The following is a 15,369-nucleotide window of genomic DNA, read 5'->3' as shown; positions in this document are numbered from 1 at the left end:
GCGGCCGGCCGCTCAGCCGTTCAGCCGGGCGGCCTTGAGGGCCATGTGGAGCAGTAGCCGGTCCTCGCCCGCGTCCAGGTCGAGCCCGGTCAGCTGCTCCACCCGGCCCAGCCGGTAGTACAGGGTCTGGCGGTGCACGCCCAGGGCCGCCGCCGCGCGCCCGGCCTGCCCCGCGCAGTCGAGGAAGACCTCGGCGGTGCGGGCCAGTTCCCGGTGGGCCGGGCTCAGCAGGGCCCGCGTCGCGGGGTCGTCCACGGGCCCGGCGGCCAGGGCGGCCAGCATCCGGTACGGCCCGATCCCCGCCCACTGGGCCACCGGCCCGAGCGCCGGCTGCGCGGCGGCGGCCCGCGCCGAGGCGACGGCCTGCCCCCACGCGCCGGGCAGCTCCCCGAGCCCCCGCACCGGATCGGACACCCCGGCGGTCACCGCGTACGCGCCCTCGGGACCCGCGGCGCCGGTCTCCGCTCCCGCGACCGCCCGCACGGCCCCTGCCGTCACGGCCGCCGGGGAGACCCGTGCGGGCCCGCCGGTACCCCTGCCCGTTCCCGCGGCCCCGCCCGTACCCGTTCCCGCGGCTGCCGCCACCGCCCCGCCCGCCGCTGCCCGGGGCAGGAGGCGGCCCAGGGCCGTCAGGGCCGGGGGGAGGGCGTCCGCCGAGCGCAGGCGCAGGAGGACGGCGAGCCGGCCCGGGCCGGTGGCGAGGCCCTCCGGCGGTACGACGCACACCGCCGCCGCCCCCGGCACCGAGGACGGCGCCTCCCCGGCCCACGGCGCCACGCACACCGCCGCGTGCAGCCCCTCGGCCCCCGCCCCCAGGGCCATCCGCAGCGCGGCCACCGCCATGTCCTGCTGCCAGCCCCGCCCGGCGGTGAGCACGGCGAGGAACTCCCGCGAGAGGTCGGCGCCCGCCTTGGCCTCCTCCGCGAGCAGGACCCCGATCCGCTGGGCCACCTCCATGGCCGCCTCCAGGGCCTCCGGCCCGGGACCCGGATCCCGGTCGAGCAGCCACACGTAGCCCTGGACGATCCCGCGGTAGCGCACGGGCAGGCAGATCCGCCCCCGGAAGACCCCCGCGTCCGGCGCCGCCGGGATCCGGACCGGACCCGTCGCACGGGCGATCCCGAAGCCCTCGAACCAGGACCGCACGGCCGCCGTGGACTGCCGGGTCAGGATCGAGCGGGTGCGCACGGGGTCCATGGCGAGGTCGTCCTCGCTGTCGTGCGCGCCGAAGGCGATGAGGCGGAAGTCCCGGTTCTCCAGCGTCGCCGGGGCGCCGAGCAGCGCCGAGATCTCGTCCACCAGGTCCTGGTAATCGCCCTTCACGGCCACATTCTCCCACCCCCGGGCCGCCTCTTCAGACAGATGTATGAGATCCGGGACACGGATGCGTGACAGCTGTCGATGGCAGAGGATCGTGGAGATCCATAGGTTTCACGGTGGTTTTACTTGCGTTTTCCTTACGGCCGCAGCACACCCCGCGGCGCCCGTATGCCCGCTTCTGCCACCCGTTGGAGGTGCCCCGTGCTGGGTCCCGCGATCCTCGCCGCTTCGCGCAGCGACAAGATGCGCCGAATCGTCTCTGCCGCCCCGGTGACCAAGCCGGTGGTCAACCGCTTCATCCCCGGTGAGACGGTCGGCCAGGTCATCCCGATCGTGGAGGAGCTCACCCGCAAGGGCCTGGAGGTCACCCTCGACGTCGTCGGCGAGGACATCACCGCCGTGGAGCAGTCGTACGCGGCCCGGGACGCCTACCTGGAGCTGATCGAGCGCCTCAAGGAGCTGGAGCTCGGCGAGACGGTCGAGATGTCCGTCAAGCTGTCGATGTTCGGCCAGGCGCTGGAGGGCGGCCACGAGCTCGCCCTCGCCAACGTCCGCCCGGTCGTCGAGGCCGCCGCCGCCATCGGCACCACCGTGACCCTCGACGCCGAGGACCACACCACCCTCGACTCGATGTTCGCCATCCACGAGGAGCTGCGCCGGGACTTCCCGCAGACCGGCTGCGTGATCCAGGCCTACCTCTTCCGCACCGAGGCCGACGCCCGCCGCCTGGCCGCCGCCGGCAGCCGCGTCCGCATCGTGAAGGGCGCCTACAAGGAGCCCGCCGAGGTCGCGTACCAGGACAAGGCCGAGATCGACAAGGCGTACGTCCGGATCATGCGGATCCTCATGGAGGGCGACGGCTACCCGATGATCGGGTCGCACGACCCGCGCCTGATCGCCATCGCGCAGGAGCTCGCGCGGCAGGCAGGGCGCAAGCTGGACGAGTACGAGTTCCAGATGCTCTACGGCATCCGCAGCGAGGAGCACCTCCGGCTCGCCTCCGAGGGTCATCGAATGAGGGTCTACACGGCCTATGGCACGGACTGGTACGGCTACTTCATGCGCCGCCTCGCCGAGAAGCCGGCCAACCTGCTGTTCTTCCTCCGCTCGATGATCACCAAGAACTAGTCCAGAACCAGGCCAAGGAGTTATCGCCCCATGGATGCTGTGACCCAGGTCCCCGCGCCGGTCAACGAGCCGGTCCACTCGTACGCCCCGGGCAGCGCGGAGCGCGCGCGCCTCGAGATCCAGCTGAAGCAGCTGTCCGAGAACCCGATCGACCTCCCGATGACGATCAACGGCGTCAAGCGGATGGGCGGCGGCGAGCGCTTCGACGTCGTGCAGCCGCACGACCACAAGTCGGTCATCGGTACGTACGCCAACGCCACCCAGGCCGACGCCCAGGACGCCGTCGACGCCGCCCTGGCCGCCGCCCCGGCCTGGCGCGCGATGTCCTTCGACGACCGCGCCGCGATCATCCTGCGCGCCGCCGAGCTGCTGTCCGGCCCGTGGCGCGAGAAGCTGGCCGCCTCCACCATGCTGGGCCAGTCGAAGACCGTGCAGCAGGCCGAGATCGACACCCCGTGCGAGCTCGTCGACTTCTGGCGCTTCAACGTCCACTTCGCCCGCCAGATCCTGGCCGAGCAGCCGGTCGCGAACTCCGCCGGCGTGTGGAACCGCAGCGACCACCGCCCGCTGGAGGGCTTCGTCTACGCGATCACGCCGTTCAACTTCACGGCCATCGCCGGCAACCTGCCGACCGCCCCGGCCCTGATGGGCAACGTGGTCGTCTGGAAGCCGTCCCCCACGCAGACCCACTCCGCGGTCCTCCTCATGGAGCTCCTGGAGGCGGCCGGCCTGCCCAAGGGCGTCATCAACCTGGTGACCGGCGACGGCATCGCCGTCTCCGAGGTGGCCCTGAACCACCCCGAGCTGGCCGGCATCCACTTCACCGGCTCGACCAAGACCTTCCAGTACCTGTGGAAGACGGTCGGCAACAACATCGAGAAGTACCGCTCCTACCCGCGCCTGGTCGGCGAGACCGGCGGCAAGGACTTCGTCGTCGCGCACCCGTCCGCGGACCGCGCGATCCTGAAGACCGCCCTGACCCGCGGTTCCTTCGAGTTCCAGGGCCAGAAGTGCTCGGCCTCCTCGCGCGCCTACGTCCCGGCCTCGATCTGGAACGACGGCTTCAAGGAGCAGTTCGCGGCCGAGGTCGACGGCATCACCATGGGTGACGTCCGCGACCTGTCGAACTTCATCGGCGCGGTCATCGACGAGCGCTCCTTCGCGAAGAACAAGGCCGCGATCGACCGCGCGAAGGCCGACCCGACCTGCACGATCGTCGCGGGCGGCACGTACGACGACTCGGAGGGCTACTTCGTCCGCCCGACCGTCATCGAGTGCACCGACCCGGAGAACGAGGTCTTCACGACCGAGTACTTCGGCCCGATCCTCGCCGTGCACGTCTACGACGACGCCGACTACGACGCGATGCTGGCCCAGATGGAGAACGTCTCGGCGTACGCCCTGACCGGCTCCGTCATCGCCCAGGACCGCTACGCGGCGGCCGACACGATGGAGAAGCTCCGCTTCGCGGCGGGCAACTTCTACATCAACGACAAGTCGACCGGCGCCGTCGTCGGCCAGCAGCCCTTCGGCGGCGGCCGCGCCTCGGGCACCAACGACAAGGCGGGCGCGGCGTCCAACCTGCTCCGCTGGACGTCGACCCGCTCCATCAAGGAAACCCTGGTCCCCCCGACGGACTACGGCTACCCCCACATGGGCTGACCCAGGCCCCCTGCTGAACCCCGCCCCCGCTCCGGTACCCCCAAGCCCGGAGCGGGGGCGGTCTCCATTTCCCCTCCGGGGATGCTCGGACGCTGCTAGCCTGCTGCCAGTTGTCGTGTACGGCGACACGCTCCAGCACTCGGGCCCGGCTACCCGAGGGGGCCAAGGGCTCTTGCGAGTTCCCGTGCGGGGTGGGTTCCACATCAGGTGATGTACGACCTCTATGCGCCCGTGCCGGGACGGAGCCCGAGGAGACGTATGTCCCGCCGCACCGACAACCGACACCGCGTGGCCTCCATCTGTCGCCGCGCGACCGGTCTCACCCACCACACCTGCATGCGGTGGGCTTCAGAGGGCTTGATCACCCGGCAGCGACCGGTGCCCGACGCAGAGACGCCGCAGCAGCAGGCGTTCGAAGCACGGCTCCTCGCCGGCCTCACCGGCAGCTCGGTACTCGGCCTCACCGGTATCCGACCGTCCCTCAGGGAGCCCGCGCTCCTCCTCCATCCGGACCGCGCCCACGAAGTCCTCGACGCCGTGTTGCCGCGGCTGGACCGGACGGGAGGCGTCCACGGCGTCCCGGGGCTCCGGCTCGTCGCTGACGGCGGGGCGTGGTGGTTCGTGAACGCCGCCGACCAGGCCCGGGTACGGCTGGCGCACCCGCGACCGGCGTGGCGGCCGTGGTCGGCCGCAGCCCCGGAGCCGCAGGGTGGGGCGGACCAGCTGTGGCGCAGCCACCGGTACGGCCTGCACCCGGCCGAGGAGGCTCGGGTGGACGGCCAGTCCTCCCGGGACAGGGCCCGGCTGTTCAGCCGGATCCTGCGCAGGCTGGGGCTGATCGTCAAGGCCGGTGCCGAGCACGGCTGGGTGAACCTCTGGACCTCCGAGTCGTACGACCTCGTCATCGAATGCTGTTGCGCGTCGGGAGCGTTGAAGCTGATGCACGGGCTGCGGCAGAGCGCCGTTGCGGAGGACGAGGAGTACGGGTACCCGGGCGACGTGGACCTGGGCGAGGCGTCCGTCGCCGTGCGGCACGCCGGCTGCGGCTCGTTCCCGGAACCTGCCGGCTTGCCGGGCCCCCGGTGGGCGACGTGCTGACCGCGGTGGTCGTCACGGCGGCCGTACTCGGCGTTGCCAAGGTGGTACGGGACTGGCTGATCCTGCGGCAGGTGCGGGCGGCCATGGAGGCCGGTACGCCGGAGGACCGTGTGCGGATCGGGATGCGGCTGGCGGAGGCACTCGGCGGACAGCCGGCTCCGCCCACCGCCGGCCCGGACGGCGTCGAGGGCTAGACCTCGACCAGGACCTGGTCCAGGGATTTGCGGATCAGGTCCGGGACCTCGCAGTCTTCCGACGGGTAGCCGACCGGGATCACCGCGAAGGCCTTCTCGTTCTCCGGGCGGTGCAGGACGTGGGACAGGAAGCGCATCGGGCTCGGGGTGTGGATCAGGGCGGCCAGGCCCGAAAGGTGGAGGGCCGACAGGAGCATGCCGACCGCGATGCCGACCGACTCGTCCACGTAGTAGTGCTTGCGCTTCTCGCCGTCCGGGCCGAGCCAGTAGCGCTGCTGGAAGACCACGATCAGGGCCGGGGCGTCCGTGAGGTGGGTCTTCACCGCGTCCGTGCCGATGGGGCGCAGGGCCGCCAGCCATTCGTCGCCCAGGCGGCCGTCGTAGGAGATCTGCTCCTCCTGTTCGGCGGCGGCGCGGATCTGCCGGCGGATGGCCGGGTCCTTGACCAGGACGAAGGTCCACGGCTGCTGGTGCGCCCCCGACGGGGCGGTGGCGGCGCAGGCGATGGCGTCGCGGACGGCCTGTTCGGGGACGGGGTCGGGGGAGAAGTGGCGTACGGTGCGCCGTTCGTCCATCCGGGCCCGCAACTCCGCCGCGCGCGCGAGGGATTCGGGGCCGGGCATGCGCGCGGGACGGTAGACGACGGGCCGGTAGGGCTGGCCATGGGTGGGGGTCCACTGCTGGGTCTCAGGCGACATGCGCAGATCTTCACGCCGTGGAACCCCTGAGGCCAGGGTCACGGCAGGAATCAACGGCCGTGTTGTGGTGGTAAGGGGCTTTTGGAGGTAGCGAACGTCGGTCGATTCGTCGGCGGGGCCGGCGCGGCGGTGCCACTGGGCCCGGGCGGCTCGGAGGGGTGCCGTCGCAGGTGCCGGTCCGGTGCCGCGGCTTCGGCGGGTGCGCCGCCCGGGGCTGGACCACCCCCGCCGCCCGCGGGAGCGGACCCGCTTCGACCTGCGCCGTTCGAGGGAGGGGGCGGTGGACCAGGCCGGTCCGGCGGGCTGCCGGGAGGGGCTGGGCCGTATCGGGGGCCGAGGGCCGGGGGAGGGCCGGTGGGGGGTTCCGGGATGCGGAACCCCCGTGCGTTTCCGGCCTTTCCCGTCAGCTGCCCGTGATGCTCGCCGCGCCCGTTTCGATGTGGCCCGTGTAGCGGCGGGACCAGGTGCCGTCGGAGTCGGCCAGGATCGTGAAGTCGTACCAGCCCTTGTTGTACGCCACCGCGTTGAAGAAGTCCTCGCGCGAGGAGTCGGCCGGGACCGTGTACGTCCAGGGGCCGTCCGAGCGGTAGGCGTTCGAGCGGATCGTGAAGGTGACCGGGGAGGCCGAGGCGTTGGTCATCTTGAACCAGACCGCCATCTTTCCGGTGCCCGACTCCACCGCGTAGCGGGCCGAGACTTCCAGGGACTTGCCGGGCTTGGTCGCGTCGCCGATGAAGCGGCGCAGGAAGCGGTTCGGGCCGTACATCGAGATGTCGTACTTGCCCGAGCCGGCGCCCAGCCCGATGCTGAACCAGTCGGTCGAGGTGGCGCCCGGGTCCACCGTGTACTGCCAGGCGGCCGTGTCCCGGTACTGGTGCGGGTGGATCGAGAAGTGCGCCGCGCTCTTGGCCTGCGGGCCCTGGTTGGTCATCGAGAACCAAGCGAGGATCTTGCCGGCCGGCCCGAACTCGAAGCGGTCCAGGTTGCCGTTCACCTGGTAGGGGAGGGCGCGCGCCGGGCGCGTACCGGCCTCCTGGACCGGCAGGGCGTTGTCCTGCGGCACCGGGTTGGGGAGGGGGCCGCAGGTGGACTGGCCGATGACCTTCGCCGTGGAGGGCAGGCCGGCGGGGACCCCGTACACCGGGTGCGCGAAGTCGAAGACGCCCGTCAGGTCGCCGGTCACCTTGCGGCGCCACGCGCTGATGTTGGGGCAGAGGGCGGGGGTGCCCAGCGCCGTCGTCCACTTCTCCATGAAGCGCAGGACGGAGGTGTGGTCGAAGACCTCCGAGCTGACCCAGCCGCCGCGGGTCCACGGGGACATGACCAGCATGGGGACGCGGAAGCCGAGGCCGATCGGGACGCCGTCGATGTACTCGTCCGGGGTGCCGGGCGGGGCGACCGGCGGTGCGACGTGGTCGAAAAAGCCGTCGTTCTCGTCGTAGTTGAGGAAGAGGACCGTGGAGTCGAAGACCTCCGGGTTCGCGGCGAGGGCGCGGTAGACCAGGTCCACGAAGTGCGCGCCGTCGCCGGGCGGGGCGTACGGGTGCTCCGAGAAGGCCTCGCTCGCCACCACCCAGGACACCTGGGGCAGGGTCCCGGCGACCACGTCCGCGCGGATCGCGGCGGCAATGTCGTCCGGGGTGGATCCGGTGACCCGGGGGACGGAGGCCATGCCCCGGTCCCACAGCGGGTCGCCCGGTCCGGCGTCGGTGAACTTCTTGAAGTAGGCCAGGCCGTTGTCCCCGTAGTTGTCCTGGGCGTTCTGGTAGACCTTCCAGCTCATCCCCGCCCGCTGGAGGGCCTCCGCGTACGTCTCCCAGGTCAGCCCGGACTCATCGCCGCCGTCCTTGCTGCCCGCGTCGACCTTGCCGCTCCACAGGAAGGTGCGGTTGGGGCCGGTGGCGCTGAGGGTGGAGCAGAAGTAGGCGTCGCAGACCGTGTAGTTGTCGGCGAGCCCGTAGTGGAAGGGTATGTCGCCCCGCTCCAGGTGGCCGAGGGTGTGGGTCTTGCCGACGCCGGCGACCCAGTTGTCCATCCGGCCGTTGTTCCAGGCGGCGTGCTGCGAGGTCCAGCTGTGCGGGAGGTCGCCGGTGCACTGGGCCAGGGTCTCGCTGTCGGCCCCGCCCGCCGCCGGGGTGGCGGACAGCTTCCACGGGTACTGGCGGCCGCCCCAGTTGGGCTGGTTGAACGTGCCCCAGCCGCCCGGGATGTTGCCGGCGGCGCGGTCGCCGAAGCCGCGGACGCCCTTCAGCTTGCCGAAGTAGTGGTCGAAGCTGCGGTTCTCCTGCATCAGGATCACCACGTGCTTCACATCGGTGATCGTGCCCGTCGCGGCGGCCGCGGCCGCCGTCGCGGGCAGGGCGGCGGGCAGGGCCGCCCCCGCCACGAGCCCGGCGCCGATTCCCACGAAACCCCTGCGGCTGATGGGTGTCACTGGCTGCTCGCCTCCAACTCTGGTGCCCCGCTGGCACATCGTCGGCAAGCGTGGCGGCGGCCGCCGCAAAGGTCTACATCCGTGCGGTAAGAAATCGGTGAACAACGGATCCGCCGCATTCACCCGTCGAGACGGACCAGCATCTTGCCCACGTTCTCCCCGTGCAGCATGCCGAGGAAGGCCTCCACCGTGTGATCGAATCCCTGCACAACGGTGGTGTCCGTGCCGACCCGGCCGCTGCGCAGGTGCGGGACCACGAAGTCCTCCAGCTCGTCCTGCAGATTGGTGTGATTGCGAACCAATACCCCTTCCAGGCGCAGAGACTTGTGTACCACCTCGAAGAGGTTGCGGGGCGCGGCCGGCGCGCGGTCGCCGTTGTACATCGAGATCGCGCCGACCCAGGCGATCCGGCCGTACTCGCGCAGGGAGTCGATGGCGCCCTCCAGGTGGTCCCCGCCCACGTTGTCCACGTACACGTCGATCCCGTCCGGGGCGGCCTGCGCCAGCTGCTCGCCGACCGGGCCGTCGTGGTAGTCGAAGGCGGCGTCGAAGCCGAGGGCCCCGGTCAGGTGGGCGACCTTCGCCGCCGAGCCCGCGCTGCCGATGATCCGGCGGGCGCCGAGCAGCCGGGCGAGGTGCCCGGTGGCGGTGCCGACCCCGCCCGCGGCGGCGGAGACGAACAGGTCCTCGCCCTCGCGCAGGGCCGCCGTCCGGGTGAGGGCGGCGTAGGCGGTGAGGCCGGTGCCGCCGAGGATGGAGAGGTGGGCCTCCAGCGGGACGCCCTGGTGGTCACGGAGCTTGCGGGTGCCGTCCACGCCCAGGGTGACCAGGGCGTGGGTGCGCCAGCCCGAGCGGTGGAAGACGAGGTCGCCCTCCTTGAGGCCCGGGTCGCGGGAGGCGGTCACCCGGCCCACCGCCCGGCCCTCCAGCGGGGCGTGCAGCTCGAAGCCGCCCTCGCCGCCGTCCATCATCCCCCGGTGGTACGGGTCCACCGAGAGCAGCAGGTTCTCCACCAGCGCGGTGCCGGGGGCGGGTTCGGGGAGGGGGACGGAGACGTAGGCGAAGTCGGAGGCGACGGGGAACCCGGTCGGACGGGCGATCTGGTGCACGGCGTAAGCGGTGTTGGTGTTCATGGCGCTGACCGTAGGAAGGAATCCCCGGGCCGGGCAGGGGGTTGCCCTCATGGAAGCCGCGCACCCATGAACGCGGCTCATACACCGAGGTGGGAACCCCGTGACCGAGCTCGCCCCGCAGGAACTCCGGGTGCTGGTCGCCGTCGCCGAGACGGGCGGCTTCTCCGCCGCGGCGGGCCGGCTCGGCATCAGCCAGTCGGCCGTCTCGCACTCGGTGCGCGGCATCGAGGGCAAGGTCGGCGCGGTGCTCTTCGAACGCGGCCGCTCCGGCGCCAGCCCCACCCCGGCGGGGGAGCGGGCCGTGGCCCTCGGCCGGCGCATCCTGCGGCTGTACGAGGTCCTCGGCGCCGAGGCCCGCGCCGCCGGGCGGGCCGCCTCCGGCCCGGGCGGGCCGGACGGCGCCCTGGAGGGGACCCTGCGCATCGCCTCCTTCCGCAGCGCGGCCCTGCACCTGCTGCCGCCCGCACTGGAGCGCCTCGCCGCCCTGCACCCCGGGATCCGCCCCGAGGTGCGGGTGGTGCGCGAGCTCGGGCCCGGGACGGCCGGGGAGGTCGCCGCCGGCCGGGCGGACCTGGGCATCGCGACGCTGGGCGCGCCCGGCGACGTACCGCCCGGGCTGCTGACCGGGGTGCTCACCCGGGAGGCGTACGCGCTGGTGCACCCCGCCGGCCACCCGGACCCGAAGGCGCTGCCCCTGCTGGACTGGGACGAGAACTGCGGCTCCTACACCCGGGAGTGGTGGGCGGCCCAGGACTGGATCCCCGCGGCCACGGTCAAGGCGGAGGACGACGCCATGGTGCTGACCATGGTCGGCCGGGGGCTCGGCATGGCGATCATGCCCGAGCTGTCGCTGCGCGAGGCCACGGAGACCGTCGAGATCGCCGCTCTGGGGCCGCAGGGGCCGGTGAGGCGGGTGGGATACGTCACCACACCGGAATCCGCCTCCACCCTCGCCGTCAGGGCTCTGATCAGGGAACTCAGGGCCGAAGCGGTCTGAGATCGGAACCCCGGAAGAGGGCCTTCCGGGCGGTTTCCCATCTCAGATAGTAGGAAGTCCGAGTAATTGCGGAGACATACAGCCGCGGCTGCCCTAGCTTTGTAGGAGCCGAACGTCTCGCACATCCAGCGAATGGCGGTCGTGAGCGCGCGCCCCCTGGCAGGCAACCCCTGCGGCGCACGGCTCCCCGCCTCTTCCGGCGCCTTGAAGGAACCCCTCATCCGTGGCCCCGCCACGCCGTGATCTCAAGGAGTCGATCACCATGACCCCCACCACCGCCGCCTCCCGCCGCGTCCGCCACACCTCCCCGGCCGACGACGACCGCAAGAACGCCGCCGCCGCCCTGCAGCGCGCCCTGGACCGCCGCGACAACGGCGGCTCCACCGGCCGCGCCGCCCTGCAGCGCGCCCTGGACCGCCGCGACAACGGCGGCTCCACCGGCCACTGAGCGCCCCGGGCCTCCGGCGCCCCGGGTCTTCCGGCGCCCCGGGTCTTCCGGCACCTCGGGTCTTCGGACATATCGCGTCCATATGGTGGACGCGATATGTCTGAGGGCTGGGACACGGAGTACGGTTCCGACATGTCGACCAGCATCAATCTCGCAGTGATCCCCGGTGATGGCATCGGCCAGGAAGTCGTGGCTCAGGGCCTCAAGGTCCTTACCGCGGTCCTGCCCCAGGATGTGAAGCTGGAGACCAAGGAATACGACCTCGGCGCCCAGCGCTGGCACCGCACCGGCGAGACCCTCCCGGACGCCGAGCTGGAAGCCCTCAAGCACCACGACGCGATCCTCCTCGGCGCCATCGGCGACCCGTCGGTCCCGTCCGGTGTCCTGGAGCGCGGTCTGCTGCTGAAGCTCCGCTTCGCGTTCGACCACTTCATCAACCTGCGCCCCTCGAAGCTCTTCCCGAACACGGCCACCCCGCTGGCCGGCCGCCCGGAGATCGACTTCGTCGTCGTCCGCGAGGGAACCGAGGGCCCGTACACCGGCAACGGCGGCAGCCTGCGCACCGGCACCCCGGCCGAGGTCGCCACCGAGGTCAGCGTCAACACGGCGTACGGCGTGGAGCGCGTGGTCCGTGACGCGTACGAGCGGGCCAACTCCCGCCCGCGCAAGAAGCTGACGCTCGTCCACAAGAACAACGTCCTCGTGTACGCGGGCCACATGTGGAAGAACATCTTCGACAAGGTCGGCCAGGAGTACCCCGAGGTCACCACCGACTACCTGCACGTCGACGCCGCGACGATCTTCTTCGTCACGCAGCCGGAGCGCTTCGACGTCATCGTCACGGACAACCTCTTCGGTGACATCCTCACCGACCTGGCCGCCGCCGTCACCGGCGGAATCGGACTGGCCGCCTCCGGGAACATCAACCCGACCGGCGCCTTCCCGTCGATGTTCGAGCCCGTCCACGGTTCGGCCCCCGACATCGCCGGCACCGGCAAGGCCGACCCGACCGCGACGATCCTGTCCGTCGCCCTCCTGCTGCGCCACCTCGGCTACGAGGAGCAGGCCGTGCGCATCGAGGAGGCCGTCTCCGCCGACCTCGCCGAGCGCGACGGCACCTTCCGCTCCACCGACGCGATCGGCGACGCCCTCGCCGCGCGAGTAGCCGGCTGACCCGGCAGCTCCACCGAGGAAGCCGCCGGGTACGCACCATCACCCGGCGGCTTCTCCTGCACGGCCCCGGGTGCCACCATCTCCCGTGGGCCGCATCACCCCGTTTCACCGAAGACCCCTCGCGCGCGATAATCGAACGCGAGGCCGCGGAATACGGGGAAGCTCGGACGTCCTAGTACGCATGAGCGCGGTCCGCCATACACAACGGTGAAGGACAAGCACTCATGACGACGCCCACGATCGAGCTCAAGCCCTCCTCCAACCCGCTGTCCGACGCGGAGCGCGAGGCGATCCTGGCCAGCCCCGGCTTCGGCCGCCACTTCACCGATCACATGGTGACGATCAAGTGGACCGAGGGCCGCGGCTGGCACGACGCGGAGCTGGTCCCGTACGCCCCGCTGTCGATCGACCCGGCGAACATGACCCTGCACTACGCGCAGACGATCTTCGAGGGGCTTAAGGCCTACCGCCAGCCCGACGGCACCGTCGCCACCTTCCGCCCGCAGGCCAACGCCGAGCGCTTCCAGGCCTCCGCCCGCCGCATGGCCATGCCGGAGCTGCCGGCCGAGCTGTTCATCGAGGCCTGCGACGCGCTGATCAAGCAGGACAGCGCCTGGGTGCCGGACTCCGGCGAGGCCTCCCTGTACCTGCGCCCGTTCATGTTCGCGTCCGAGGTCGGCCTGGGCGTCCGCCCGGCCAACGAGTTCCTCTTCATGGTCATCGCCTCCCCCGCCGGCGCCTACTTCCCCGGTGGCGTCAAGCCCGTCTCCGTCTGGCTCTCCGAGGAGTACGTCCGCGCCGTCAAGGGCGGCACCGGCGCCGCCAAGACCGGCGGCAACTACGCCGCCTCCCTCGTCGCCCAGGCCCAGGCGGCCTCGCACGGCTGCGACCAGGTCGTCTGGCTGGACGCCGTCGAGCACCGCTGGATCGAGGAGATGGGCGGCATGAACCTGTACTTCGTGTACGGCCAGGAGGATGGAACACAGCGGATCGTCACGCCGGAGCTGACCGGCTCGCTCCTTCCGGGCATCACCCGCGACTCCCTCCTCACCATCGCCCGCGACCTCGGCTACACCGCCGAGGAGGGACGTATCTCCACCGAGGACTGGAAGCGCGACAACGAGAACGGCACCCTGACCGAGGTGTTCGCCTGCGGCACGGCCGCCGTGATCACCCCGGTCGGCTCGGTGAAGTCCGAGCGCGCCAACTGGACCCAGGGCGACGGCGAGCCCGGCGAGGTCACCATGAAGCTCCGCAAGGCGCTCCTGGACCTCCAGACCGGCCACCGCGCCGACACCCACGGCTGGATGCACCCCCTCGGCTAGGGCGTACCCGCCTGCCGACGCCGAAGGCCCCCGCGCTGCTGCGCGGGGGCCTTCGGCCGTTCCCGGAGGAGAGGAGGAAGCGTGGTCAGCGCTCCTTGTCCGTCTCCTCGTCCTTCTTCTTCCTGCTGCCCTGGACGGGGCCGTCGGGGCCGCTCATGGCCAGCAGGCCGTCGCCGACCATGTAGGCCAGGCCCGCGAGCCCCTTGACTATCTTCGCCGCCACATACGCGACTTCTTCCACGACGCCTCCCCGTGCCGTTCGTGGCGGCAGGTCCTTACCCTTCGACCGCCACCGCTACCCGTTCCGCCGGCTCGGCGGCCGGTGCCGCCTGCGGCCGGAGCGTCAGCGCGGTGTACACCGCGCCGCCGACCAGCCCCGACAGGATGAAACTGCAGTCCACCCCGCCGGTGAGGGACAGCAGCGGGCCCTCGTAGACCGGGGTGGACACGGCGGCCAGACCCACGACCGCGCCGGCCGCCCAGGCGGCGGTGGCGCGGAGGTTCCAGCCCCCGCTGTACCAGTAGACGCCGCCACGGGCCCGACGGTTGAACACCTGCAGCGCATCGGCGTCGTACTCCCCGCGGCAGCGCACGTAGCCGATCAGGGTGATCACGGCCCACGGGGTGCCGATCGCGGTCAGCAGCAGGACGAACGAGGTCATCGCGGACTGGACGTCCCACTGGAAGGACCCGAAGAAGACGAAGGCGGTGGCCACGGCCGCGGCGATCACGGTGGCCTTCGTACGGGTGGCCTTCGGCACGATGGCGTCCAGGTCGAGGCCCATGGAGTACAGCATCAGCCCGGCGTTGCCCACCGAGCCGGCCGCGGCGGCGAACAGCAGCGGGGCCAGGTACCAGAACGGCGAGGCCTCCACGAGCGGCCCGGCGTAGTCCGCCCCGGCCCCCGAGGCGAGGGCGGTGTAGGTGCCGAACAGCTGCGGAACCAGCAGGCCGACCAGCAGGCCGAGACAGGTGGCCCAGTAGACCTTGCGCGAGCTGTGCTTGTGGGGGGAGACGTAGCGCGTGTAGTCGCCGAGCAGGGTGATGAAGGCGACGGGGCCGCTGAGACCGGCGGCGACGGCGGCGAGTATCCAGGTCGGCCAGAAGGAGCCGAGCAGGTACGAGGTGTCCGGCGGGGCGGCCGTGGTGAAGCCCGGGGCGTAGGCGTAGATGCCGACCGCCAGCAGGAGCACCATGACGATCGAGAGCGCCTTGCTCATCCGCAGCAGCAGCCGGTAGCCGAACACGGCCCCGACCACGGTGAAGGCGGCCAGTACGCCGTACATCACGGCGTGGGTGAAGCCCGTGTCCGGCAGCCCCGTGAGCCGGGCGAGGGTGCCGACCATCACGTCACCGCCGATCCACAGGGTGAGCGCGGTGTAGCCGAGCGCGAGCAGCAGGCCCACCACCGAGCCCACCAGCCGCCCCCGTACGCCGAACTGTGCGCCGCTGGAGGTGGACAGGTTGGTCGCGGTCCGCAGGGACACCAGCGCGAGCGGCGCGGTGAAGGCGATGCCGACCAGGGTGCCGGTCACGATGGCGGTGACCGAGGGGAGCAGCCCCAGCCCGAAGGACGGGGGAAGCCAGCCGAAGACGATCACACCGAGGCAGAGGTTGGAGCCGAGCAGGATCGACATCAGGTCACGGGGACCGCTCGTCCGTTCCTCTTCGGGGATGGTGTCGACTCCGCGCTGTTCGATGGGCATGGGGGGACTCCCTTGACAGAGCGAGGGGTGGTTGCGCGTTCATTTGAGCGACA

General features: G+C 71.7%; 14 protein-coding genes. 8 read left to right on the top strand and 6 right to left on the bottom strand.

Annotated elements, in window-relative coordinates:
• Window positions 1–12: 12 nt before the first annotated feature.
• Window positions 13–1,323, bottom strand: a complete 1,311-nt coding sequence (locus AB0F18_RS02380; RefSeq protein WP_362053895.1) for a helix-turn-helix domain-containing protein — start codon at window positions 1,321–1,323, stop codon at window positions 13–15.
• A gap of 198 nt (window positions 1,324–1,521) precedes the next feature.
• Between AB0F18_RS02380 and AB0F18_RS02375 the strand changes: the two genes are divergently transcribed.
• The 4 genes from AB0F18_RS02375 (at window position 1,522) to AB0F18_RS02360 (ending at window position 5,402) form a co-directional block, all read left to right on the top strand.
• Window positions 1,522–2,448, top strand: a complete 927-nt coding sequence (locus AB0F18_RS02375; RefSeq protein ID WP_362053892.1) for a proline dehydrogenase family protein — start codon at window positions 1,522–1,524, stop codon at window positions 2,446–2,448.
• 30 nt (window positions 2,449–2,478) lie between these two features.
• On the top strand, window positions 2,479–4,110 hold the full coding sequence (gene pruA / locus AB0F18_RS02370; RefSeq protein ID WP_362053889.1) for an L-glutamate gamma-semialdehyde dehydrogenase: 1,632 nt from the start codon (window positions 2,479–2,481) through the stop codon (window positions 4,108–4,110).
• 378 nt (window positions 4,111–4,488) lie between these two features.
• The gene (locus tag AB0F18_RS02365) at window positions 4,489–5,208 is read left to right on the top strand and encodes a hypothetical protein (RefSeq protein ID WP_362053886.1); all 720 of its coding nucleotides are present in this window, start codon (window positions 4,489–4,491) and stop codon (window positions 5,206–5,208) included.
• Window positions 5,202–5,402, top strand: a complete 201-nt coding sequence (locus tag AB0F18_RS02360; RefSeq protein WP_362053883.1) for a hypothetical protein — start codon at window positions 5,202–5,204, stop codon at window positions 5,400–5,402. Before AB0F18_RS02365 ends, AB0F18_RS02360 begins: the two co-directional genes overlap by 7 nt.
• Here the strand turns inward: AB0F18_RS02360 and AB0F18_RS02355 are convergent.
• The 3 genes from AB0F18_RS02355 to AB0F18_RS02345 form a co-directional block, all read right to left on the bottom strand.
• Window positions 5,399–6,100 carry a nitroreductase family protein gene (locus AB0F18_RS02355; RefSeq protein WP_362053880.1) on the bottom strand — a complete coding sequence of 234 codons (702 nt, stop codon included), beginning with the start codon at window positions 6,098–6,100 and terminating at the stop codon, window positions 5,399–5,401. The genes AB0F18_RS02360 and AB0F18_RS02355 overlap by 4 nt on opposite strands.
• Window positions 6,101–6,503: 403 nt before the next feature.
• Window positions 6,504–8,534 (bottom strand): phosphocholine-specific phospholipase C, encoded by a 2,031-nt coding sequence (locus AB0F18_RS02350; RefSeq protein WP_362053877.1) that lies wholly within the window; start codon window positions 8,532–8,534, stop codon window positions 6,504–6,506.
• A 119-nt stretch (window positions 8,535–8,653) separates the two neighbouring features.
• On the bottom strand, window positions 8,654–9,667 hold the full coding sequence (locus tag AB0F18_RS02345; protein WP_362053874.1) for an NADP-dependent oxidoreductase: 1,014 nt from the start codon (window positions 9,665–9,667) through the stop codon (window positions 8,654–8,656).
• A gap of 100 nt (window positions 9,668–9,767) precedes the next feature.
• Here AB0F18_RS02345 and AB0F18_RS02340 point away from each other — a divergent pair, with 100 nt between their 5' ends.
• The 4 genes from AB0F18_RS02340 (at window position 9,768) to AB0F18_RS02325 (ending at window position 13,610) form a co-directional block, all read left to right on the top strand.
• Complete coding sequence (locus tag AB0F18_RS02340; RefSeq protein WP_362053871.1) at window positions 9,768–10,664, top strand: LysR family transcriptional regulator; 897 nt, start codon at window positions 9,768–9,770, stop codon at window positions 10,662–10,664.
• A 262-nt stretch (window positions 10,665–10,926) separates the two neighbouring features.
• Window positions 10,927–11,112, top strand: coding sequence for a hypothetical protein (locus tag AB0F18_RS02335; RefSeq protein ID WP_362053988.1), 186 nt, complete (start codon window positions 10,927–10,929; stop codon window positions 11,110–11,112).
• A gap of 132 nt (window positions 11,113–11,244) precedes the next feature.
• Window positions 11,245–12,285 (top strand): 3-isopropylmalate dehydrogenase, encoded by a 1,041-nt coding sequence (locus tag AB0F18_RS02330; protein ID WP_362053868.1) that lies wholly within the window; start codon window positions 11,245–11,247, stop codon window positions 12,283–12,285.
• A gap of 224 nt (window positions 12,286–12,509) precedes the next feature.
• Window positions 12,510–13,610, top strand: a complete 1,101-nt coding sequence (locus tag AB0F18_RS02325; protein ID WP_362053865.1) for a branched-chain amino acid aminotransferase — start codon at window positions 12,510–12,512, stop codon at window positions 13,608–13,610.
• Between the two features lie 85 nt (window positions 13,611–13,695).
• Here the strand turns inward: AB0F18_RS02325 and AB0F18_RS02320 are convergent, their stop codons facing one another.
• Window positions 13,696–13,851 carry a hypothetical protein gene (locus AB0F18_RS02320; protein WP_362053862.1) on the bottom strand — a complete coding sequence of 52 codons (156 nt, stop codon included), beginning with the start codon at window positions 13,849–13,851 and terminating at the stop codon, window positions 13,696–13,698.
• 34 nt (window positions 13,852–13,885) lie between these two features.
• Window positions 13,886–15,316 (bottom strand): cytosine permease, encoded by a 1,431-nt coding sequence (locus AB0F18_RS02315; RefSeq protein WP_362053859.1) that lies wholly within the window; start codon window positions 15,314–15,316, stop codon window positions 13,886–13,888.
• Window positions 15,317–15,369 lie beyond the last annotated feature (53 nt).

It is taken from the genome of Streptomyces sp. NPDC029216 (assembly GCF_040648015.1).
Taxonomy (GTDB): Bacteria; Actinomycetota; Actinomycetes; order Streptomycetales; family Streptomycetaceae; genus Streptomyces.
This window is presented reverse-complemented; position numbering and strand designations above follow the sequence as displayed.